This window comes from Campylobacter showae, assembly GCF_900573985.1.
Taxonomy (GTDB): Bacteria; Campylobacterota; Campylobacteria; order Campylobacterales; family Campylobacteraceae; genus Campylobacter_A; species Campylobacter_A showae_E.
In genome coordinates this window covers 1,863,360-1,884,713 of the sequence record NZ_UWOK01000001.1, presented here as the reverse complement: position 1 = coordinate 1,884,713, position 21,354 = coordinate 1,863,360, and the positions used below count along the sequence as shown (strand labels likewise).

24 protein-coding genes and 1 pseudogene are annotated in these 21,354 nt (G+C 44.7%); 16 read left to right on the top strand and 9 right to left on the bottom strand.

All coding sequences use genetic code 11. The features are described 5' to 3' along the window. Positions 1-91: 91 nt before the first annotated feature. The 6 genes from EE116_RS09475 to aspS form a co-directional block, all read right to left on the bottom strand. Positions 92-625 carry a DUF937 domain-containing protein gene (locus tag EE116_RS09475; protein WP_122874204.1) on the bottom strand — a complete coding sequence of 178 codons (534 nt, stop codon included), beginning with the start codon at positions 623-625 and terminating at the stop codon, positions 92-94. Positions 626-715: 90 nt separating this feature from the next. After that, positions 716-1,234, bottom strand: coding sequence for an inorganic diphosphatase (gene ppa, locus EE116_RS09470; RefSeq protein WP_002948463.1), 519 nt, complete (start codon positions 1,232-1,234; stop codon positions 716-718). Positions 1,235-1,483: 249 nt separating this feature from the next. Then, positions 1,484-1,867 (bottom strand): YgiW/YdeI family stress tolerance OB fold protein, encoded by a 384-nt coding sequence (locus EE116_RS09465; RefSeq protein WP_122874203.1) that lies wholly within the window; start codon positions 1,865-1,867, stop codon positions 1,484-1,486. Positions 1,868-2,004: 137 nt separating this feature from the next. After that, a complete protein-coding gene (locus EE116_RS09460; RefSeq protein ID WP_122874202.1) occupies positions 2,005-2,571 on the bottom strand; it encodes an adenylate kinase in 567 nt (188 codons plus the stop codon). Positions 2,572-2,862: 291 nt separating this feature from the next. Then, positions 2,863-2,988 carry a hypothetical protein gene (locus EE116_RS13070; protein WP_277418950.1) on the bottom strand — a complete coding sequence of 42 codons (126 nt, stop codon included), beginning with the start codon at positions 2,986-2,988 and terminating at the stop codon, positions 2,863-2,865. Between the two features lie 2 nt (positions 2,989-2,990). After that, positions 2,991-4,742, bottom strand: coding sequence for an aspartate--tRNA ligase (gene aspS / locus EE116_RS09455; protein WP_122874201.1), 1,752 nt, complete (start codon positions 4,740-4,742; stop codon positions 2,991-2,993). A 93-nt stretch (positions 4,743-4,835) separates the two neighbouring features. On the opposite strand from aspS, the pseudogene EE116_RS09450 reads away from it, so the two are divergent. From EE116_RS09450 to mrdA, 13 genes and pseudogenes are all read left to right on the top strand, one after another. After that, positions 4,836-5,728, top strand: a pseudogene (locus EE116_RS09450) (NAD(+) kinase). Further along, positions 5,721-7,244 (top strand): AAA family ATPase, encoded by a 1,524-nt coding sequence (locus EE116_RS09445; protein WP_122874200.1) that lies wholly within the window; start codon positions 5,721-5,723, stop codon positions 7,242-7,244. Before EE116_RS09450 ends, EE116_RS09445 begins: the two are co-directional and overlap by 8 nt. A gap of 71 nt (positions 7,245-7,315) precedes the next feature. Then, entirely contained in the window at positions 7,316-8,569 is a 1,254-nt protein-coding gene (locus EE116_RS09440) for a diguanylate cyclase (RefSeq protein ID WP_122874199.1), read from the top strand. Further along, positions 8,569-9,354, top strand: a complete 786-nt coding sequence (locus EE116_RS09435) for a TatD family hydrolase (RefSeq protein WP_122874198.1) — start codon at positions 8,569-8,571, stop codon at positions 9,352-9,354. Before EE116_RS09440 ends, EE116_RS09435 begins: the two co-directional genes overlap by 1 nt. Positions 9,355-9,366: 12 nt before the next feature. After that, the gene (locus EE116_RS09430) at positions 9,367-10,578 is read left to right on the top strand and encodes a lytic transglycosylase domain-containing protein (RefSeq protein ID WP_122874197.1); all 1,212 of its coding nucleotides are present in this window, start codon (positions 9,367-9,369) and stop codon (positions 10,576-10,578) included. After that, a complete protein-coding gene (locus EE116_RS09425; RefSeq protein WP_206159248.1) occupies positions 10,562-11,428 on the top strand; it encodes a septal ring lytic transglycosylase RlpA family protein in 867 nt (288 codons plus the stop codon). The genes EE116_RS09430 and EE116_RS09425 overlap by 17 nt, the downstream gene beginning before the upstream one ends. A 1-nt stretch (position 11,429) precedes the next feature. Continuing rightward, positions 11,430-11,993: an imidazoleglycerol-phosphate dehydratase HisB gene (gene hisB / locus EE116_RS09420; RefSeq protein ID WP_122874196.1), complete on the top strand. Its 564-nt coding sequence runs from the start codon at positions 11,430-11,432 to the stop codon at positions 11,991-11,993. Then, on the top strand, positions 11,990-12,478 hold the full coding sequence (locus EE116_RS09415; protein ID WP_122874195.1) for a KdsC family phosphatase: 489 nt from the start codon (positions 11,990-11,992) through the stop codon (positions 12,476-12,478). The genes hisB and EE116_RS09415 overlap by 4 nt, the downstream gene beginning before the upstream one ends. Then, on the top strand, positions 12,469-12,996 hold the full coding sequence (gene lptC / locus EE116_RS09410) for an LPS export ABC transporter periplasmic protein LptC (RefSeq protein ID WP_122874194.1): 528 nt from the start codon (positions 12,469-12,471) through the stop codon (positions 12,994-12,996). The genes EE116_RS09415 and lptC overlap by 10 nt, the downstream gene beginning before the upstream one ends. A gap of 8 nt (positions 12,997-13,004) precedes the next feature. Further along, complete coding sequence (lptA, locus tag EE116_RS09405; protein WP_002948510.1) at positions 13,005-13,481, top strand: lipopolysaccharide transport periplasmic protein LptA; 477 nt, start codon at positions 13,005-13,007, stop codon at positions 13,479-13,481. Further along, a complete protein-coding gene (yihA, locus tag EE116_RS09400) occupies positions 13,478-14,101 on the top strand; it encodes a ribosome biogenesis GTP-binding protein YihA/YsxC (protein WP_122874193.1) in 624 nt (207 codons plus the stop codon). The genes lptA and yihA overlap by 4 nt, the downstream gene beginning before the upstream one ends. 136 nt (positions 14,102-14,237) lie before the next feature. Continuing rightward, entirely contained in the window at positions 14,238-14,723 is a 486-nt protein-coding gene (locus tag EE116_RS09395) for a hypothetical protein (protein ID WP_122874473.1), read from the top strand. Continuing rightward, on the top strand, positions 14,720-16,573 hold the full coding sequence (gene mrdA / locus EE116_RS09390; RefSeq protein ID WP_122874192.1) for a penicillin-binding protein 2: 1,854 nt from the start codon (positions 14,720-14,722) through the stop codon (positions 16,571-16,573). Before EE116_RS09395 ends, mrdA begins: the two co-directional genes overlap by 4 nt. 92 nt (positions 16,574-16,665) lie before the next feature. Here mrdA and EE116_RS09385 read toward each other — a convergent pair whose 3' ends face one another. Both EE116_RS09385 and mscL read right to left on the bottom strand, forming a co-directional pair. Further along, positions 16,666-17,304, bottom strand: a complete 639-nt coding sequence (locus tag EE116_RS09385; RefSeq protein WP_122874191.1) for a Crp/Fnr family transcriptional regulator — start codon at positions 17,302-17,304, stop codon at positions 16,666-16,668. 9 nt (positions 17,305-17,313) lie between these two features. Further along, positions 17,314-17,721: a large-conductance mechanosensitive channel protein MscL gene (gene mscL / locus EE116_RS09380; protein WP_122874190.1), complete on the bottom strand. Its 408-nt coding sequence runs from the start codon at positions 17,719-17,721 to the stop codon at positions 17,314-17,316. Positions 17,722-17,845: 124 nt separating this feature from the next. On the opposite strand from mscL, the gene gltX reads away from it, so the two are divergent. Genes gltX through EE116_RS09365 form a run of 3 tightly spaced genes read left to right on the top strand, consistent with a single transcriptional unit; the run spans position 17,846 to position 20,950 of the window. Continuing rightward, positions 17,846-19,147: a glutamate--tRNA ligase gene (gene gltX, locus EE116_RS09375; RefSeq protein ID WP_122874189.1), complete on the top strand. Its 1,302-nt coding sequence runs from the start codon at positions 17,846-17,848 to the stop codon at positions 19,145-19,147. Further along, positions 19,144-19,335, top strand: coding sequence for a hypothetical protein (locus tag EE116_RS09370; RefSeq protein ID WP_122874188.1), 192 nt, complete (start codon positions 19,144-19,146; stop codon positions 19,333-19,335). Before gltX ends, EE116_RS09370 begins: the two co-directional genes overlap by 4 nt. Beyond that, the gene (locus tag EE116_RS09365; protein WP_122874187.1) at positions 19,319-20,950 is read left to right on the top strand and encodes a lytic transglycosylase domain-containing protein; all 1,632 of its coding nucleotides are present in this window, start codon (positions 19,319-19,321) and stop codon (positions 20,948-20,950) included. The genes EE116_RS09370 and EE116_RS09365 overlap by 17 nt, the downstream gene beginning before the upstream one ends. Here EE116_RS09365 and EE116_RS09360 read toward each other — a convergent pair. Next, positions 20,856-21,350, bottom strand: coding sequence for a membrane lipoprotein lipid attachment site-containing protein (locus EE116_RS09360; RefSeq protein ID WP_163028052.1), 495 nt, complete (start codon positions 21,348-21,350; stop codon positions 20,856-20,858). The genes EE116_RS09365 and EE116_RS09360 overlap by 95 nt on opposite strands. Between the last annotated feature and the right edge of the window lie 4 nt (positions 21,351-21,354).

The window sequence follows — 21,354 nt, the reverse complement described above, 5'->3', positions numbered from 1 at the left end:
ATGGTACAAAAGTAGCAGTTTTTAGCGAACCGTCAAAAGCTGTAATTTGGTGAAACGAAAAAGCACAACGGCTAAAATAGGCGAAATTCGCCTATTTTTTACCGAAAAAGTCGCCTGCGATCCTAAAAATATCATCTACGATCGAGCCGTCTTTGTTCTGATCCAAAAACTGCGTAAGCATCGACATCATGGAGCCGTTGTCCGCGGAGTCTTGCAAATTTGATGCTTTGAGTTGATTGTTTAGCATGCCCGCGATCATCGGCGCGATCATCGGTAGCAGAGTCTTTATAGAGTCTGCGCTGATGCCTAGCTGCGAGCCTATGTCGCTAGCTAGAGCCCTGCTGTTTTCTTTAGATCCCGTTAGTACGCCTAGTAGCTCGTTGCCTTCGGCGACGTTGATATTTTGCGGGGTGCCAGTCATCTCGTCAAGGTTTGAGCGGCGGATCATCTCTAGGAAATTTGACGAATCTGAATCTGATTTAAAATTCTCGTTGGCTCTTTGCATGAAAATCGGCGCGATCTTAGAAATCACGGCCTCTACGTCGTTTGTGCCCAGTCCGCTTTTTTGCGACATCGCATCTAACATACCGCCGGAGTTGCCCAAAAGTAGCTTTAGTATATCCATTTTTATCCTTTTGATTTTTGCGTGAGTTTAAATTTGGCCGCCGCTTGTTTAGGTTTAACAAGGCGGCGGCCGACAAGCCAAGATGGCTTATTATTTGTAGTTTTTGATCGCCGCGTCTAGGATCTCTTTTGCGGCATTCGCGTCTTTAAATTCTTTAACTTTGACCCATTTGTTAGGCTCTAAAATTTTATAAGTTTCAAAGAAATTTTTGATCTTATTTAAAGTGGCCTCAGGCAGGTCTTTGTAGCTTTTGATCGCGTCAAATCGCGGGTCGATCTTGGTAACCGGTACGGCCAGTAGCTTCTCGTCCATACCTGCTTCATCCTCCATCACGAGCACGCCGATGAGGCGGCACGGGATCACGCTACCTGCTTGCAGAGGGTATTCGTTTAGCACCAAGATGTCGGCAGGATCGCCGTCTGCTGCGAGAGTGTTTGGCACGAAGCCGTAGTTTGCCGGGTAGAACATCGCCGAGTAGAGCACGCGATCGACTACGACCGCGCCGCTATCTTTGTCGATTTCGTATTTTATGTTCGAGCCGTACGGGATCTCGATCACGGCGTTGATTTTGTCCGGGTTTGAGCCTGCTTTGATTTTTGAAACGTCCATTTTTATCCTTTGTAAAGCTCCTATCACGCGGCGTTTTATAGCAAAACGCTTTGAGATACTTGCCTTGAAATTTGAATAAGAGATTATATAAAATCTCGGCTAAATTTGGAGTAAAACGAGAATCGGGGCAGGCCAAAATTTGACCGGCATTACGGCGGTAAATTTGATGCTAAAAAGTAAAATTTGTAGATTTTTTTTGGGGGGGGACTAAAATTTGGGGAAAATTTAAGGCGGCGAACCGCCCTAAAATTATTTGATTATTTCGATAGTTTTTACGTCGATAGAGGTTTTCATAAAGTCCTTATCGACCTCACCGTAGATGCGCACGGGCGTGTTTTCATCGACGGTTACGCCTCTCCAATCCTTGTGGTCGATCTCGATTTCGATCGCGTCGCCGTTTCTATCGACGAACTGGTAGTGCTCAGGGCGAAACTCGGAGACGATCTTGCCTTCAAGCACTACGCGAGCGTCATCTGGTAGCGCTAGGGCTTGTTTTACAGTGCTTGCGCTCATGGCGCCTTTACCGACGAAGCCGCCTTGATTTGTTGAGTTTTGCGCGCTTGAACCAGTAAATCCGCCTGCTGCAAACATCGCGCTAGCAAGGGTTGCTGATAAAACTATTTTCTTAAACATTACGTATCCTTTAAAATTTTATGTGATTTTCGTGAAATCATAGTGCGGATTTTAATGATATTTCGTGAATTATTTGTTAATTTGTATTTATGGGAAGCTTAAATTTAGAGCCTGGTTTGAGGCTCTAAATTTAATGTTTATAGGCTATTTACGAGAGCTTTGACGTCGGCTACGATAGGCTCGATCGCACGCTCGCCGTTTACGACGTGAAGTAGGCCTTTTTCTTTGTAAAATTTACGTATCGCCTCGATCGGCTCTAGATAAACCTTCATGCGGTTGTTGAAAACCTCGTTGTTGTCGTCGGCTCCGCGCGCTCGTCCGAGTACTCTCTCGCGTGCGACGGCTTCGCTAACGTCCACTTCGATCACGCCTTTTAACGCGATCTCGTTTTGCGCGGCTAGAACCTTGTCTAGCTCGGTCATCTGCTCGATGCTGCGCGGGTAACCGTCGATGATGACGTTTGATTTGTCCGAGCTTTTAATCGCTGAGACGATCGCGTTTACGACGACGTCAAGCGGGACTAGGTTACCCTTTGAGATGAATCCGTCGATTAGTTTGCCAAGCTCTGAGCCGCTGGCAACCTCTGCGCGGAGCAGATCACCTGTTGAGAAGTGCGCAAATTTGGCGTCCTCTTGCGCGATTAGCGATGCGTCGGTGGTTTTGCCGGAGCCTGGAGCGCCGATGATTAAAAATAGTTTTTTCATAAAATTTCCTTTAAAACGGCTTGTCTTTTTCTGCTTATACTTCGCTCGATTTTAATTTTTAAGCTCGATGAACTATATGTTCTATCTACGCTTAAAAATTAAAATCCGCCTCGTCTAAGCGAAAAATACTTCGCCTACATTTTTACTATTAAATTTCAAAGCGAAAGTATTTAATACTTTGCTTTCCTGTGGTCGCAACTACAAACAGAAGCGACGAAATTTCTTCGCGACATTTAAATTCATCGCAAGATACTTCGCCTTTTCTTTAATAAAAAATAAAATTAGCTAAATTTATAGCGGAAGTATCGCCAAGCTAGACAAGGCGGTTTTAAAATTTAAGCGCACGCTAGGCATGTAGCCTGCGGAGCGTAAAATTTTAAAACCAACGACGTATAGCGCGGCGAGACGACGCTTCATACTTATTTTTCTTTTTCTCGCAGCCTTAGCCCCAGCTCCCTCAACTGCTCCGCGCTAGCTTCGCTTGGCGCTTTCGTTAGCGGGCACTGAGCGCGCTGGGTTTTAGGGAAGGCGATAACGTCGCGGATCGAGCTGGTTTTGTTTACTAGCATATTTAGCCTGTCAAAGCCGATCGCGATACCGCCGTGCGGAGGCGCGCCAAAGCTTAACGCGTCAAGCAAGAAGCCAAATTTCTCGCGCTGCTCGGCCTCGTCGATACCTAGCAACTTAAATACCTTTTGCTGAACGTCGTTTTTGTGTATTCTCACGCTGCCGCCGCCAAGCTCATAGCCGTTAAGCACGACGTCGTGAGCAACCGATAGGATATCCTCGAGATCCGGCTCGTCGATATTTTTAGGCATGGTAAACGGATGGTGCATAGCTGAGTAGCTGCCGTCGTCGTTTTGCTCAAACATCGGGAAGTCAAGCACCCATAAAAACTCCATTTTGTTTTGGTCTATGATACCCATTTGCTCGGCGAGGAAAATCCTAAATCGTCCCATATAATCAAGCACGACTTTTTTCTTGCCGGCGCCGAAAAATACGACGTCGCCGACTTTTAGCTCGCAGCGAGCGACGATCTCGTCGAGGTCGCTCTGCTCGAAAAATTTGCAAAGCGGTCCTTTTAGCCCGTCCTCTTTCATCTGGAAGTAGCCAAGGCCCTGAGCGCCGAATTTGCGGACGAACTCCTCAAATCTATTCATCTCGCGCTTGCTAAAGATATTATCGCCGTTTGGTACTTTTAGCGCTTTGACGCGGTTTTTCTTAGGTTCGGTTGCGATTTTGCTAAAGATTTCATTGCTAGAGCGCGCGAAAATGTCGATAACGTCGATCATCTTTAGATCGTAGCGCAAGTCGGGTTTATCGCTACCGTAGCTCTCGGTAGCCTCTTTGTAGCTCATGCGGCGGAAAGGTATTTGGATATCGTATCCGCAGGCGGCAAATACGTCTTTTAGCATATTTTCAGCCATATTTAGGATATCTTCTTGCTCGATGAAGCTCATCTCGATATCTATCTGCGTAAATTCAGGCTGTCTATCGGCGCGCAAGTCCTCGTCGCGGAAACATTTTGCGATCTGGAAATATTTATCAAAGCCCGAGCACATCAAAAGCTGTTTAAAAAGCTGCGGGCTTTGCGGCAGGGCGTAAAACTGTCCCGGATATACGCGGCTAGGCACTAGATAGTCTCTTGCGCCCTCCGGCGTCGCGCGGGTTAAAATCGGCGTTTCAAACTCGATAAAGCCCATTTTATCTAGGCTGTTTCTAGCCGCGATCGCCGCTTTTGAGCGCATTTTAAAGATATTTTGAAGTTTCTCGTTTCTAAGGTCTAAAAATCTGTATTTTAGCCTGATGTCCTCGTTTACGCTCTCGTCGCCGATGACGAAAGGTAGCGGCTCGCTCGGGTTTTCGACGATCACTTCGTTTGCGACTACTTCGATCTCGCCCGTTTTTAGGCGCGGATTTACCAGGCCTTCGCCGCGAGCGCGGACCTTGCCTTTTATCCTTAGTACGTACTCGTCGCGAACGTGCGACGCGGCCTCGTGAGAGCTCTTGCTATCTGCCGGATCGCAGACGATCTGAATCAGCCCCGTGCGATCGCGCAGGTCTAAAAATATAACGCCGCCGTGGTCGCGGTAGGTATTTACCCAACCGCAAAGCGTAACTTCTTTGCCTATGTCGGCACTGCTTAAATCAGTGCAGTAATGGCTACGCATTTTCACTCCTTTTGCTATTTTTAACGCGCCCATTATACTAGAAATTTGCTTTTTCCCAGCTTTTTTAAAACAAAATGTGATAAAATCCACTCTATGAAAAAAGAGAATTTATTACTTCCGGCTAAGGTAAAAAAAGTCGGCCTAGTCGCAAAAATCAATGCAAATTTAGTTAAAAACGTGCGAATCCTGCGCGAGATTTTGGCTAGGTACGGCGTTCAAATTTTGTTTGAAAATGCGGCGGCCAAACATTTAAATTTAAAAGAAGGCTCAAATTTACAAGGGTTTGATGTGCGCGAGCTAGCTACGGAGTGCGATTTTTTGATCTCGCTAGGAGGCGACGGCACGATCATCTCGATTTGTAGAAACGTGGCCGAGATTGCACCATTTGTGCTAGGCATACACGCGGGTAGGCTTGGATTTTTGACTGACATCACGATGAATGAATGCGAGAAGTTTTTCGCCGAGTTTTTTGATGGCAAATTTGAGGTCGAGACCCCTTTTATGCTTGATGTTTTTTGCACAAAAAAAGCGGCGAAATTTTACACAAGATAGCATTTAACGACGCGGTGATCGTGGGCGAAAAGGTTGGCTCCATGACGCACGTGGAGGCTTTTTGGAACGAAAAATACTTTAACGCGTATTTTGGCGACGGCGTCATCGTCTCTACGCCCGTTGGATCAACCGGATACAACATGAGCGCGGGCGGAGCGATAACATATCCTCTAAGCGAGGTGTTTTTGGTTACGCCAGTTTGCTCGCATTCGCTCACGCAGCGTCCGGTGGTGCTTCCGCGCGGATTTGAGATCAAATTTAAAACCGCTAGCGCGGCGGTGCTGGTTATCGACGGGCAGGAGCGGTACAAAATGGGCGAGCTTGAGAGCGTGAGCATGACGCTGAGCGCGAATACGGCGCGGCTAATCCGCCACGTCGGGAGAGATTATTTTCAAATTTTAAAAGAAAAGCTGCATTGGGGTTATAATGATTGAGCGGATTTTGATAAAGCAAAATTTGAGTTTTGAAAACGTCGAGTTAAATTTCGGGCGCGGGCTTAGCGTCTTTACGGGCGTGAGCGGTGCTGGCAAATCGGTCCTGATGGGCTCGATAATGGCGGTTTTGGGACTAAAGGACAGCGAAGCAAAGTTGATCGAGGCCGATGTCTCGCATAAATTTGACCTTGAGGAATTTGGTCTTGAGAGCGAGGAGATAAATACCTTTAAGCTATTTCGCGACAAAACGACGCGGTATTTTATAAACTCGCAAGCCGTTTCTAAAAAAAATCTCGCCAGCATCGCCAAAGAGCACGTAAAATACCTATCTGCAAAAGAAATAAACGAATTTGAAAACGAGAGATTTTTAAATTTACTAGATGCTTTGCAGGCGAAAAAAGACGCTAAATTTAACGAAAAGCTCGGCGAATTTAGGTTCAAATTTGAGGAATTTAGCCAAATCTCGCGCGAGCTGAAAAAAATAATCGACGAAGAAAAAAGAGTGGAGGAGCTAAAAGAATTCGCCTCCTTTGAAATCAATAAAATAGAAAGCGTGAGTCCGAAAATCGGCGAATTTGACGAGCTAATGGAGCTAAAAAAGCGCCTAAGCAAAAAGGATAAAATTTTAGAAGCATGGAATAGGGCGGAGCAAATTTTTAATTTCGAGCAATCCGTAGTAGACGCGCTAAACATCAGCGACGTCGATAGTAGCTTTTTTGAAGAAGCGATGAATGAACTGCGAGTAGCGCGCGAAAATCTAAACATGGATGAGCTGGAAGACGTGGATATCGAGGGCGTACTAGACCGCATCGAGGCGATAAACTCGCTCGTGCGTCGCTATGGCGGCGAGGAGGAGGCTCTGGCGACGCTAAAAACGCGCAAGGCAGAGCTAGCAAGATACGAAAATATAAGCTTTGAAAAGAGCGAGCTGGAGCGTAAATTTAAACAAAACGAAACTGCGATAAACGCGCTGGCGGATAAAATCAGCCAGGCTCGCGCGGCAAATTTAAAGGAGCTTGAAGTGCTCATAAATTCTTTTCTAAAAGAGCTTTATATGAGCGAGATTTCATTAAAGATAAATAGCAAAACCCTAGACGCCGCAGGTAGGGACGAGGTAAATTTGAGCTTAAACGAGACGGCGCTAAAAAATCTAAGCTCGGGCGAGCTAAACCGATTAAGGCTGGCTTTTATCGCGAGCGAAAGCAAGATCACCGGAGGCGGCGAGGGCGTCATAATATTAGATGAAATAGACGCGAATCTAAGCGGAAAAGAGGCGATGAGTATCGCAAACGTACTGCTAAATTTGGCCAAATTTTATCAAATTTTCGCTATCTCGCATCAGCCGCAACTAAGCTCTAAGGCCGATTCGCATTTTCTAGTAGAAAAACACGGCGAAACCTCGATCGTAAGAGAGCTAAAAGGCGAAGAACGCGTAAATGAACTAGCCAGAATGATAAGCGGCGAACATATAACCGACGAGGCGATAAATTTTGCCCGTCAACTTTTGGTTGTTTAAGTTTGGCTTAAAATTTAGGTTGAAAAAAGAAAAGTAATGGTATATTTGCAAAAATTTTAAAATGGGAATATATGGAAAAAAATAAAATTTTAATAGTAGAAGACAACAAAGCTCTGGCAAAGCTGATCGCCAAAAAGATGGAAGATAAGGTCGAGATGGATATCGACGTGGCGCACACTATGGCTGAAGCGCAAGCGTTTTTGAATAATTCAAAAGATTATTTTATCGCGCTACTTGATCTAAATTTACCCGACGCTCCAAACGGCGAAATCGTGGATTACGTCATATCAAAGGGTCTACCTAGTATCGTACTAACTGGTAGCATAGACGATGCTACCAGAGAGAGCTTTATCCATAAAGACATCGTAGACTACGTCTATAAAGGCAATATGGACGATATAAATTATATATTTCAGATCATAAATCGCCTAAGCAAAAATAGGCAATATAAAGTAATGATCGTTGAGGACTCGGCTCCTTTTAGAAATAGTCTTAAAAAAATCCTAACTAGCCTTCAGTTTCATGTATTTACCGCCGCTCACGGCGAGGAGGCTATGAGCTATTTTGCCGATAATCCAGATATTAGGCTTGTCGTTTGCGACTACAGGATGCCGGTAAAAGACGGCCTTGAGGTACTAAAAGAGATAAGGGCTGTGGGTGATAAAAATCAAATCGGCGTTTTAATGATGACGAGTCCGAGCGAAAACGTAAACGGCGCGATATTTTTGAAAAACGGTGCGAATGATTTTATTGCAAAACCTTTTGTAAAAGAGGAGCTTATCTGTAGGGTAAATAATCTAATCGAAGCGATGGAAAATATAAATCAAATCGCAGATTTTGCCAATAAAGACTTCCTAACCGGCGTTTATAATAGAAGATATTTTTATGACGACATGAACGAATACGTAGCTTACGCCGAAGAGCGCGCCGAGCCTTATGCGGTGGCGATGCTAGATATCGATCACTTTAAAGAGATAAATGACGCCTGCGGCCACGATAGCGGCGACAGGGTGCTAAAAACGCTAGCTAAAAAACTAATCGACGAGACCAAAAATGGCGATTTGATAGCAAGATTTGGCGGTGAAGAATTTTGCATCGTGCTAAAAAACGTCTCAAACGAAGAGGCGGTTAAATTTTTCGTAAATTTAAGGGCAAACATCGCAAGCTGTAATGTTCAGCTGAAAAAGGAGCAGATAAATTTCACCGTTTCTATCGGAGTGGCTTTTAGTAGGAGCGATTATAAGTTAGATGAGCTTTTGGAGCTTGCCGACGAGGCTCTTTATAGAGCAAAAGAAAACGGGCGAAATAGGGTAGAAATAGCCTGATGATAATAGACACTCACTGTCATTTGGACGATGAAAGCTTTGATAACGATCTGGTAAAAGTTATCGCAAATGCCCGAGAAAACGGCGTCGGCGGAGTGCTGATACCGGGGGCTGATATTAATGATTTACCAAAAGCGGCTAAAATAACCCGCGCATTTGAAAATGTATTTTTTGCCGTCGGAGTTCATCCGTATGATAAGGATGGATTTGATAAGGACGTACTTTATAAATTTGCAAAAGACGAAAAATGCGTTGCTGTGGGCGAGTGCGGGCTTGATTACTTCCGATTGCCCAAAGACGAAAACGAAAAAGAGCTTGAAAAAGCGGAACAAAAGCGCGTATTTAAAGCGCAACTTGATATGGCGATAGAGTTAAATTTGCCGGTTATTTTGCATATTAGAGATGCAAACGAAGATAGTTTTAATATCCTAAAAGAGTATGCAAGCAGGCTAGTCGGAGCGGTTTTACACTGCTACAACGCTTCGCCTTTGCTATTAGAGCTTGCTAAAATGGGCGAATTTTACTTTGGTATCGGCGGAGTTTTGACGTTTAAGAACGCAAAAAATTTGGCTCAAATTTTATCCCAAATTCCGCAAGATAGGCTGCTACTTGAAACAGATGCGCCGTATCTAACGCCTGAGCCATTTAGGGGGCGTAGAAATGAGCCTGCCTTTACGCGATTAGTCGCGACGAAGATTGCTGAGATTTTAAATTTAAAAGAAGAAGAGGTAATGGAAATAACAACGAAAAATGCAAAGAAAATCTTTACGAAATTTAACACGTAATCAAGGAGAAAAATGAAAATCTTTAGAGTAATAATGCTGTGTTTGGCATGTACGGGGTGGCTTTTTGCGACCGCGGCTAGCAGTGACGCAGAGCAAACCCAAAAGATGATATTAAAAGAATTTGACATAGATGCTAAATTTTTACAAAGCTCTCACTACGCTTCTATAAAAAATTCTATCAAAGACAGCAAAAGAAAAGAGTTTATAGATACCGTCAAAGGCGGTTATAAACATATCCCGATGCTCCAAAAGATTATAAAAGACTCAGGTATCCCGGAGTCGTTTTTGTATCTTGCTATGACGGAGTCCGGTTTTTCAAATCACATAGTTTCTAGCAAAAAAGCCATCGGAATTTGGCAGTTTATGGAGTCTACGGCAAAACTTTATGGTCTTAGAGTCGATAAATACACCGACGAGCGAAAAGACCCGATGGCGGCTACCGTTGCAGCTACAAAATACCTACAGAGTCTAAAAAACGACTTTGGTAAGTGGTATCTTGCGATGATGGCTTACAACTGCGGAGACACTAGATTAAGGGAAGGCATTAAAAAGGCCGGAACTACCGATCTGGCAACATTGTTAGACGATAAAAAAAGCTATATTCCAAAAGAAACTAAAAATTTCGTCAAGAAAATTTTAGTCATTGCGCATATAGCAAAAGAGCAGGAAAATTTGCTGGCTAAAACGCAGGCCCTAAGCGGAACGAAAGGCATAGAACTATCAAAGATAGACGTCCCCGGTGGTACAACGCTAATGGAGGTAGGAGACAGCATAGGTCTTAGTCTAAAAAAGATGAAAGAGTACAATATGCATCTAAAATTCGTCTACACTCCGCCGACGGAAAAACCTTATTATCTTTATATTCCATTAAACAAAAAGAAAATGTTTAGCGATAATTTCGAAGTAGCGCAAAATAGAAAATTTGAAATTTACACCGCTAAAGAGAATGACACGCTACTAACTATAGCAGAAAAAACCGGCGTAAATCATAAAATCATAAAAGAGTATAACGGACTTGCTTCAAACGAGATCAAGCCTAGTCAAAAACTAGTCATCCCAAGCGAACAAAACGTAAACTATCTAGCCGAGTATATGGTTAAAAGCGGCGATACTCTCGGCGAAGTCTCGCAGAAATTTGATGTAGCGTTTGAGGATTTAAAAGAAGCCAATACTCTTATGAGCTCAAACAGCTCGATCGGAGCCAAACTTGCCGCAACCGAGTAGGGCTAAATTTATATTTTTTAGTCTATTTTTCATATTTTTTATGAGCGGCTGTTCCTTTTTGACTTCGCCTTCAGGCGGGATTACCGCTAGCGGCGGCTCAAAAAAGAGCGGCAAAATAAACAGCTCAAAGGGCATGCATGAGGCTACTATGCGCCCTTATACCATAAACGGAAAAACATACTATCCGACCGTAGTCAAGGTCGGTGATAGGGCTAGCGGTATAGCCAGCTGGTACGGTCCGGATTTTCACGGCAAAAAAACGTCAAACGGCGAGACTTACGATATGCACGCTATGACGGCGGCGCATAAGACTCTGCCGATGAACACTATGGTGCGCGTGACGAATATAAAAAACGGCAAAAATATCATCGTGCGTATAAACGACCGAGGCCCTTTTGTCGCAGGGCGTGTGATAGATTTGTCAAAAACCGGCGCGGTTAAGCTTGATGTATTTAACGCCGGCACAGCCCCCGTTTTACTAGAGGTCGTTGGCTTTAACGGCAATGTCGGCGGAGCTGTTGTAGCATCCTCTCAGCCTAGCTCAAAACAACATAGCGGCTCGCAAAAAACGAGCACTCAAACTAAAGCGCAACCGCAACAACAGTCTTTTGTCGGCGGTATTTTTATGGTGCAAATCGGCGCATTTAAAAATTTAAGTGGCGCAAACGCTCATAAACGGCAGCACGCTGGACAATACGGCAACGGTGCCTATGATACTGTTATAAAGTCCTATGATCTTGACGGCGGTAAAATTTACAGGGTATTTATAAGCGGCTTTAGAAGCGAAGAGGAAGCAAAAGACTTCATAAGCGCAGGGCATATCTCGGGCGCATTTTTCGTGAGGGAATAAGATGCAAAGAAAGACAAAAGAGACGGATATCAGTCTAGAGCTTGAAATTTACGGCAGTGGCAAATCCGAGATAAGCACTGGCATAGGATTTTTTGACCACATGCTTGAGGCTTTTTGCAAGCACGCGCTTTTTGATATGAAGCTTGTTTGTAAGGGCGATTTGCACGTGGATTTTCATCACAGCGTTGAGGACGTGGGTATCGTTATCGGGCAGGCTTTGCGCGAGAAAATTTATCCGCTTAGCGGCGTGGAGAGATTTGGCGAAGCAACGGTGGTTATGGATGAGGCGGCGGTAAACTGCGCTCTTGATCTTTCAAACCGCCCGTTTTTGGTCTACGAAAGCATAAGCGATGGCAAAGTCGGCGAATTCGACATAGAGCTAGCGAATGAGTTTTTCCAGGCTCTAGCATTTAATGCCGCAATTACCTTGCATATAGCTAAAATCCGCGGACGAAACTCTCATCATATTTTGGAGGCGAGCTTTAAAGCCTGTGCCGTCGCGCTAAGAAGAGCTCTAGCCAAAAACGCTAGAGTCGGCGTGCCTAGCACGAAAGGCGTGCTATGATAGAGATTATATTTTTAGACGTCGACGGGTGCCTAACCGACGGCAAGATCGTTTATAGCCCAAACGGCGACGAGCTTAAATTTTTTGACGTTAAGGATGGATACGCTATCGAGAGCTGGCTAAAGCTCGGTAAAAAAGTCGCGATCATCACCGGCAGAAGCTCGCCTATCGTCGAAAAAAGGGCGCAGGATCTAAAGATAACGCACGTCTATCAAGGCATTAGCGATAAATTTGAAACCGCAAAACAGATACTTAAATTTGAAGGACTCGAGTTTGAAAATGCAGCAGCAATAGGTGACGATTACAACGACTACAAGCTACTAAAAAGCGTCGGATGGAGCTTTAAACCGAAAAATGCGATCAAAGAGCTTGAAGTAAGAACGAGGCTCAACTACAAAGGCGGCAACGGCGCGGTGCGCGAGATGATAGAGATACTTATCCGCAGCGAGGGCTTAATGCAAGAGTGGGCTAAGCGTTGGTTATAAGGATTTTTTACCTAGTCGTCAGCGTTTTTAGCGTGGCGATGGTTTATTTGGCGATTGAGGAGCCTTACTATAGCGAGCTATTAAAGGGTGGCGAAGTGACTACAAACATGCAGATGAACGCAGTCACTGACTACGAGATGAATGCTACTGTAGTAAATGCCAGATATGAAGCCGATACGTGGAATAGATACTCCGAATTTGACGAATTTATCAAATTTAGAGCGGAAATTTTTAAAGATAACAAAGAGCATAACGTGAGCTCCGATAAAGCGTTTTATAACGGCGGTCGAATTATACTTAAGGGTAACGCGCGCTATGCAAATAATGAAAATTTGACCTTTTTATCAGACGAGGTCATTTATAGTACCGCAACAAAAGTAGCTACTACACAAACGCCTTTTACGCTAACGAAAAACGAAGATAAAATAGTCGGCAAAGCCCTGGTTTATGACTTTGAGTTAAAAAAAGCTTATATCAAAAAGGCCTTTGCTTTAATAGAGCAAGATAGAAAAAGATAGGACGGAAAATGATAAATTTTGGTTTTAAAAAAGTGGCTTTAGTTTTGGCACTTAGCGCTTTGCCGCTATTGGCGGAGCAAGTAGAGATCACAGCAGACGAGTTTTATGCCGACGAAGGCAAGCAAATAAGCGAATTTAAAGGCAATGTAAATATTAAAAAAGGCAAGGATACGCTCACTGCAAATTTGGTAGTGATATATTTCGACAAAAAGCGAAATCCGCTAAAATACGTCGCTTCCGGTAATGCCAAATTTAGAGTATTTATCAAAAATAAAACATACGACGGCAGCGGTAGCGAGCTTGTTTATGAGCCTGCGCCAAATTTATATACGATAAATGGCAACGGCTTTTTGCACGAGATAGAGACTGATAAAAAAGTCTATGGCGAAAAGATCACCGTTAACCAAAATAGCGGCACGTATAACGTAAACAGCGGTAAAAAAGAGCCGGTCAAATTTATATTCCAAGTCGAGGACAAAAAGTGATCCGCGTTTTAAACGCAAAATTTCTTATCTCGGCGCCCGACATCTCGCTATCTCCGCCCGCAAACTCTAGCGAAGTGGCTTTTCTTGGGCGCTCAAATGTGGGCAAAAGCAGCCTCATAAACGCTCTCGTAAATCAAAAAGGCCTAGCCAAAAGCAGCTCCACGCCCGGCAAAACGCGCCTCATAAATTTTTTCGAAGTCGAGTATGCGCGCGGTATCAAAAACGAGCAAGGCGAGCTAAACGAGGAGAGGGCAAATTTGACTTTCGTCGATCTGCCGGGCTTTGGATATGCCAAAGTGGCTAAAAGCATGCACGCGCAGTGGAGAAAAAACCTCGACGAATATCTAAAATTTAGAGCCAACATCAAGCTTTTCGTGCATCTCATCGACTCGCGCCAGTTTGATATGCAAATCGACAGGGACGTGAATGATTATCTGCAAAGCTTCCTGCGCCCCGATCAAAAGATTTTAAATTTCCTCACAAAATCAGACAAGCTAAATCAAAGCCAAAAAAGCGCAGTTTTAAAGGTCTATCCGGGCGCGCATTTCGTTTCGGCGCTTAAAAAAACAGGCGTAGAAAAGGCAAACGAGCTTATATATCTAAACGCACTGGGGCTGTAATGAAATCAAAAAGCCGCAGGCAAATTTTAGCACTCTTACCTTCAAATTTTCTAACTAAATTTACAAATTTAAGCGCCGCCAAGGCCAAATTTATAAATTTAGCTAAAAACCTATAATAATGCGAACGAGTGCGGCGATGCGAAGACTGGGCGCGGAGAAGCGATTTTTAAAGCAGCTTGCTTGGGTTGCTTTTCTTATTTTTTATCAGAGCCTAACGACCGTATTTGCGTACCTGCCGCCTCTTATCGGGATATTTTTTACTTATACGATCATGCTAACATTGCAAAAACAAAAGACGCTCAAGGAGTTTGGCAAGGAGTGGTATTTTTGTCTATTTTACCTTACTTTTGCCGAGCAGGCGCACGGGTTTGCGCTGTTTTCGGCGGTGATAGCGTTTATGCTTTTTTATCATTTTATGTCCGACTGGCTCATCGTTACGCTAAAATCAAGAGAGCTTTTAGCGGTTGGATTCGTCGCTAGCGGCTATGTTTGGACCTGCGCGACGAGCTCTTTTATCTCATACGCAGCAAATTTACCCATGCTAAAATTTGACTACGAGTACCTGATCTACGTCGGCGTGGAGTCTGTTTTGGCGGTGATTTTGTTTAGGGGGCGCTTATGAGGATGCGCATAGTGTTTGGCATCATATTTAGCGTCTGGGTGCTCTTGCTGGTGCGAGTTTATTACCTTAGCGTCAAATCAAACGATTTTTATGAGGAGATCGCTGAACAAAATGCGGTAAAAACGCAGTATCTAGCTCCCGTCAGGGGGCTGATTTTAGACGCCAAAGGTCGCCCGATGGCGGTAAATCGCCTCGGCTTTTCCGTCGCTTTAAAGCCGCACCTAAACGGAAAAAGGGTGGAGATTTTAGATGCTGAGCTTACAAATTTGCAAAATTTATTCGAGGACTTAAACGTCACGAAGCTAAAGCGTGAATACATCAAAGCCGACTCGCCTTATAATCAAGATTTTATTCAGATTATCGATTTTATGGATTATGACAAGATGATACCGCGCATCGCCGAGCTCTCGCTGCGAGAAAATTTGGAGGTCAAACTGGCATCCAAGCGCCACTATCCATACAACAACCTAGCCTCTCACATCATCGGCTACGTCGGCCGCGCAAATCAGCAAGACGTCGAGTCCGATCCCGTCGCAAAGCTAACCAATCACACGGGCAGAAGCGGCACGGAGCGCTTTTATAACTCCGTCTTGCAGGGGCAAGAGGGCGTGCGAAAGGTAAAAGTAAACGCGCTAAATCAGGAGGTCGAGGAGATATCCGTGAGCTATCCGCAAAGCTCGGATATCTCGCTCACGATCGACCTTGAGATGCAAAAATACATAGAGGAAATTTTCGGCGATAACGCGGGCGTTATCATCGTGATGGACGTGAGAGACGGCTCGATACTGGCTGCGGGCAGCTTCCCCGAGTATGATCTAAACCCGTTTGTAACCGGTCTTTCGCAGGCCAAATGGGACGAGCTCGTTAAAAGTATCGATCATCCATTCACAAACAAGCTCGTAAACGGCCTTTATCCGCCGGGTTCGGTTATAAAAATGGGCGTGGCGATGGCGTTTTTAGATACTGGCAAGATGAGTCGCTCCGATGGGTATTTTTGCTCGGGCTCGTTTGAGCTTGGAGGGCGAAATTTCCGTTGCTGGAACGTATACGGACACGGTTTTATGGATATGAACTCGGCCATCCGCGAGAGCTGCGACGATTATTTTTATAAAGGCAGCTTAAAGGTCGGTATCGACGCTATAACCCCGGTTTTAGAGCGGCTGGGGTTTGGGCAAAAGAGCGGCGTGGATTTGCCTAACGAATTTGTCGGTATCGTGCCTGGACGCGAGTGGAAAATGCAAAAGTACGCCCAGCCATGGTATCAGGGCGAGACGCTGATCACTTCGATCGGGCAGGGCAACTTCCTCGTGACGCCGATGCAGGTGGTGCGCTATACGGGCATACTAGCGACGGGGAAAAATATCGTCCCGCATTTTTTACGTAGCGTAAACGGCGAGGAGGTTAAATTTGAGCCTACCGATGATATTCTCACGCCGTTTGAGAAAAAGCAGTTGCCGTATGTCCAAAAGGCGATGTATGAGGTCGTAAATCATAAAAAAGGTACCGCGCATAAATATTTTAAAGAGGCAAAACTCACGCTAGCGGCAAAAACGGGTACCGCGCAGGTCGTGGGCATCTCGCAGGCCGAAAAAAAGCGTATGAAAGAAGAGGACATGGAGTATTTGCGCCGCTCGCACGCGTGGGTCACGACTTACGGGCCGTACGAGGAGCCTCGTTATGCCGTTACCGTTATCATCGAGCACGGCGGACACGGCGGTCTGGCTGCCGGACCTCTCACGGCTAAAATCTTTAATAAGCTACTAGAAATGGGCTACATCGATCAAAAATACGAAATCACCTCGCTAGCAGATACCGAGGCTGCGGCTGCAGAAAAAAAGAATAAAAATTAAAATTCCGCGTTTAAATTCGGGGTTAAATGACGTCAAATTTGATCAAATTTCTAAAATTCTAGCGGATTAGTCGCGAAATCGGCAAGCCGAATTTATCCCTCAAACATCTCCGAAAGCTCGCTTGTAGCGATATTTACGATTTTATTATTTGCGTCTAGTTCGATCAAATTTTGGGTTTTAAATTTCGCCAAAATCCTTGAAAACGTCTCTGGAGTGATGTTTAGGATGGAGGCGATTTTGATGTGTTTTAGCTCGTTAAAAAGATCGGCGTGATTAACGAGAAAGCTCGCAACCTTGGCCTCGGAGTTTAGCACGAGTTCTTGGTGTATCAGCTCGCTTGCGATTTTTAGCTTTTGCGAGAGCGATTTGATTATTTGTAGTGATACGCGCGGGTTGGATAAAAACTCGGCGTAAAATTTATCGTAGTCGATTTTTAGCACCTCGCCGCCCGTTAAAAATATCGCAGTCGCCGGAAATTTGATATTTTCAAAGTTGGCAAGCTCTGCTACGAAGCTAATCCCGTTAAACTGATGCATAAAAATCTCTTTGCCTTTGGGGCCGATTTTATAGAGCTTGAGTGAGCCTTTTATGAGGAGGTGGAGCCACTTTGACTCCTCGCCCTCCATAAATAAAAACTCGCCTTTTTTATATTTTTTTAGGATGCTGATATCTTCTAGCCTTTTTAGCTCGGCCTCGTTTAGCCCCTGAAAAAACGGGATTTGCTCTAGCATTTGGTGTTCTTATTTATTTTTTAAAAGATCTCTGATTTCGGTTAGAAGCGCTATATCCTCAGGCACCGGCGCAGGCTCCTCGGCTTTTGGCTCCTCCGCCTTTGGTTTTTTGAGCGAATTTATAGCCTTAACGACGCAGAAAATACAAAACGCGATAATCGTAAAATCGACCATCGTTTGTATGAACGAGCCGTAGTTTACGGTTACGGCAGCCGTATCGCCGACCGCGTCTTTTAGGGTGATTTTTAGGTCAGAAAAATTTACCCCGCCGGTTAGTACGCCTACGATTGGCATGATCACGTCGCCCACTAGCGAGCTAACGATCTTACCGAAGGCGCCGCCGATCACGACGCCCACGGCCATGTCGATGACGTTGCCGCGCATTGCGAATTCTTTAAATTCCTTGATGAAACTCATCTTTTTCCTTTAAATTTTAAAATTAGATATCAATTATATTTATTTTAGCTTCACAAAAGATAAAAAAGCGAGGTTAAATGCCAAAAATGCTATAATCGCCCCAAAAATCAATAAGGAAATAAAAATGTATCGTTTTGCGCCGTCGCCGACAGGCGATATGCATCTGGGAAATTTGAGGGTTGCGATCCTAAACTACGTCTGTTCGCTCCAGGATAAAAGCGGCTTTATCATCCGTATCGAGGATACCGACAGGGAGCGCAATATCCCCGGGAAAGATAAGGAAATTCTAGAAATTTTGGAGCTTTTCGGGATCAAATGGGACACGCTTTATTATCAAAGTAAAAATTTGAAATTTCACCGCGAATTTGCGGCAAAGCTTTTGATAGATAAAAAGGCGTTTTCGTGCTTTTGCACCGAAAGCGAGCTGGAGGCTAAAAAAGAAGCCGCCAAGGCTAGAGGCGAAGCCTACCGCTACGACGGGACGTGCGAGCATCTAAGCGACAACGAAGTGCTAAATAACCAAAAGCCTTTCGTCGTGCGCATGAAAAAGCCGTTAGGTACGATGAAATTTAAAGACGCGATAAAGGGCGAGATCAGCTTCGAGCCTGAAAACGTCGATAGCTTCGTCATTATGCGAGCTGATTTTACGCCGACATATAACTTCGCCTGCGCGGTCGATGATATGCTAGAGGGCGTTACCTTCGTCATCCGCGGCGAGGATCACGTCAGCAACACGCCAAAGCAAGACCTCATCCGCGAAGGCCTAGGCTATACGCAAAAGATAAACTACGCCCACCTGCCTATCATCCTAAACGTCGAGGGCAAAAAAATGAGCAAACGCGAGAACGAAAGCAGCGTAAAATGGCTACTCTCGCAAGGCTTTATGCCTGAAGCCATCGCAAACTACATCGTTTCTCTGGGCTACAAGGCGCCGGTTGAAATATTTACGATCGAGGAGGCGGCGCAGTGGTTTGATATCTCGAAAGTCTCGGCCTCTCCGGCTAAATTTGACGTCAAGCAGCTAGAGCACATCAACCGCGAGCACATAAAAAGAGCAAGCGATGCAAGGCTAGCCGCGCTAATTGGCATAAAGCCCAAATTTGCCGCGCTTGCTAGATTTTACACGCAAGAAAGTAGCCTGCTAACCGAGATAAAAACTAAGGTCGATGCGATTTTCGCGACCAAATTTATCCCAGATGAGTTTAAGGCGGGTTGCGAGGCTATAAAAGCCGCTGTAAATTCGCTAAATTTGAGCGAATTTGGTGAATTTAACGAGCTGAAAAAAGCCCTAATGGACGCGACCGGACTAAAAGGCAAAGGCTTTTTTATGCCGCTTAGGATTTTGCTCACGGGCGCCGAACACGGCCCCGAGCTTAGCGAGCTATATCCGCTCATCAAACCGTACCTAAAGGAAATTTTACGATGATATTTTCGGTATTTTTAGAAGCAGTCGGCAGTATCTTGCACATTATTATCAGCGCCTACACGTGGATCATCATAGGCGCCGCGATCATAAGCTGGGTGCGCCCTGATCCCTATAATCCTATCGTGCTTTTGTCGCTTCAGTTTATAGATAGATTTTTCGTAAGGCTCATGTTTGCGTACGCTGCTTAAATTTATCCTGCCCGCGATTTTTGCAGCGGCGGCATTTGGCGGAGTTAAGAGTTTTGAGGAGATAAAAGACGAGCCTAAAGGGCTTGCTAAGGATTACTACTTTTACCGTCTTTTAACCGAAGGCGACTACACCAAGGAACAGGTGCAAATTTTAAATAAAGACGTCTTTCGCCGAGCGGGCGTGCTAGCAAAGAAACTAGCCGAAATTTTACCGCCCAAAAAGACCAAAGGAAACTGCGATAGCGTAAGCGCGAAAAATATCCTAGATGCCAACGTAACCTGCCAAAAACAGCGTCTCAGAGTGCCTTTTATGATGAAGCTAAAGAAGGAGACGAGGCAAAAGCTGGCGGATAAATTTAAAGACTCCGATCCGCTTCTTTATTGGCGCTTGAGCTCGCTAAACGAGAAGCACCCCGAGGACGAATTTGCCAAATTTAACGATACGGACGCGTTTTTGGTTTATTTTAACCAGTCTTCGCACAAGAATAAATTTGACAAGATATTTGACGCAAATTTTATAAATTTGCTCGCGACGAAAAAGGAGTTTCACGCTCTAGCAAACGATTTAATAATCGATAAAAAATACGCTAAATTTAGGAAAAATTTTCTTGCCATAAAGGAAACCGAGCTTGCCGGCAAGGACGCTTTTATGCTCGGCGTCAATGCGGTTTTGTTGGGCTCGCCCAAAGACGCGGCTAGGTTTTTTACTAGAGCGCAGGCCGCCTTTGAGAGGCAAGATCGTAAGGACAATGCCGTATTTTGGCTATATCTGCTAAGTCGTGACAGAAGCTATCTTGAGAAGCTAAATCAAAGCCGCGACGTAAATATCTACACGCTCTATGCAAACGAGCTAACGGGAGCAAGTCCGGCCGCAAACATCGTCTCGCCGACGCCTACGAAAGAAAAGGTAGCGGACTACGACATAAAAGATCCGTTTTTGTGGCAAAAAACCTTTAAAATGATAAAAGAGATGAGTGCGCAGGACGCCGCAAAGCACTCCGAAACTTTTAATACCAAAGAGACGCTAGGTCAGTATGCCTACTTGATGGAAAAAGCAAGCGGCTACAAGGATAGTTACTTCGTTATGCCGTTTGTTGATGAGCTAGAGGATGTAAACGCGACTAGAAAAGCACTTCTTTACGCGATCGGCAGGCAAGAAAGCCGCTTTATTCCGGCTGTCATATCGACCTCTTACGCGCTTGGTATGATGCAGTTTATGCCATTTTTGGCTAATCACATCGGCAAAAAAGAGCTTGCGATCCCAAATTTCGATCAAGACGATATGTTTGATCCGCGCCTTGCCTTAAAATTTGCGGACCACCACTTAAATTATTTGGAGAAATACCTCTACCATCCGCTTTTTGTCGCTTATGCATATAACGGAGGCATCGGTTTTACTAAGAAAATGCTTCAGCGAGGTGACCTTTTTAACGAAGGAAAATACGAGCCGTTTTTATCCATGGAGTTAGTACCCTTCGCCGAGAGTCGCGACTACGGCAAAAAGGTACTCGCAAACTACGTTATTTACCTAAGGCTTCTCCGTTCCAGTACATCGATTTCGACACTTTTTGAAAGCTTAAAGACGCCTTCTTTGACGGATAAATTTCGAAATTAATATTGATTTTATCGCTTGAAATTTCCGGGGTGCTGACCTCGAAATACTGAGCCCACGGCACCTCAAAGCTAACCTTTTCTAAAAGCGGATCGTTTGCGGCTAGGCGTCTAACCATGATGCCTCGCTGCGAGCCGTTTGCCGTGAAGCTCTCCTCTAAAATTTTAGCTTCTTTGGGGTGTACGGCCACGACGAATTTCTCTCTTTTTTGTTCATCGATCAGCTCGTTATAGATCGGATTTAGATAGGTCGCGACGATTAGGATATTCGTCTTGGCATCTATGATCTCAGACTTGCTCGTGTAAGCTAAAAGCTCGTTTTTTAATGGTTCGTGGATATATTTTTTATCCGCACAGCCGGCTAACGCCAAAATAAAACTTAAAAAAAATACGCTTTTTTTCATTTTA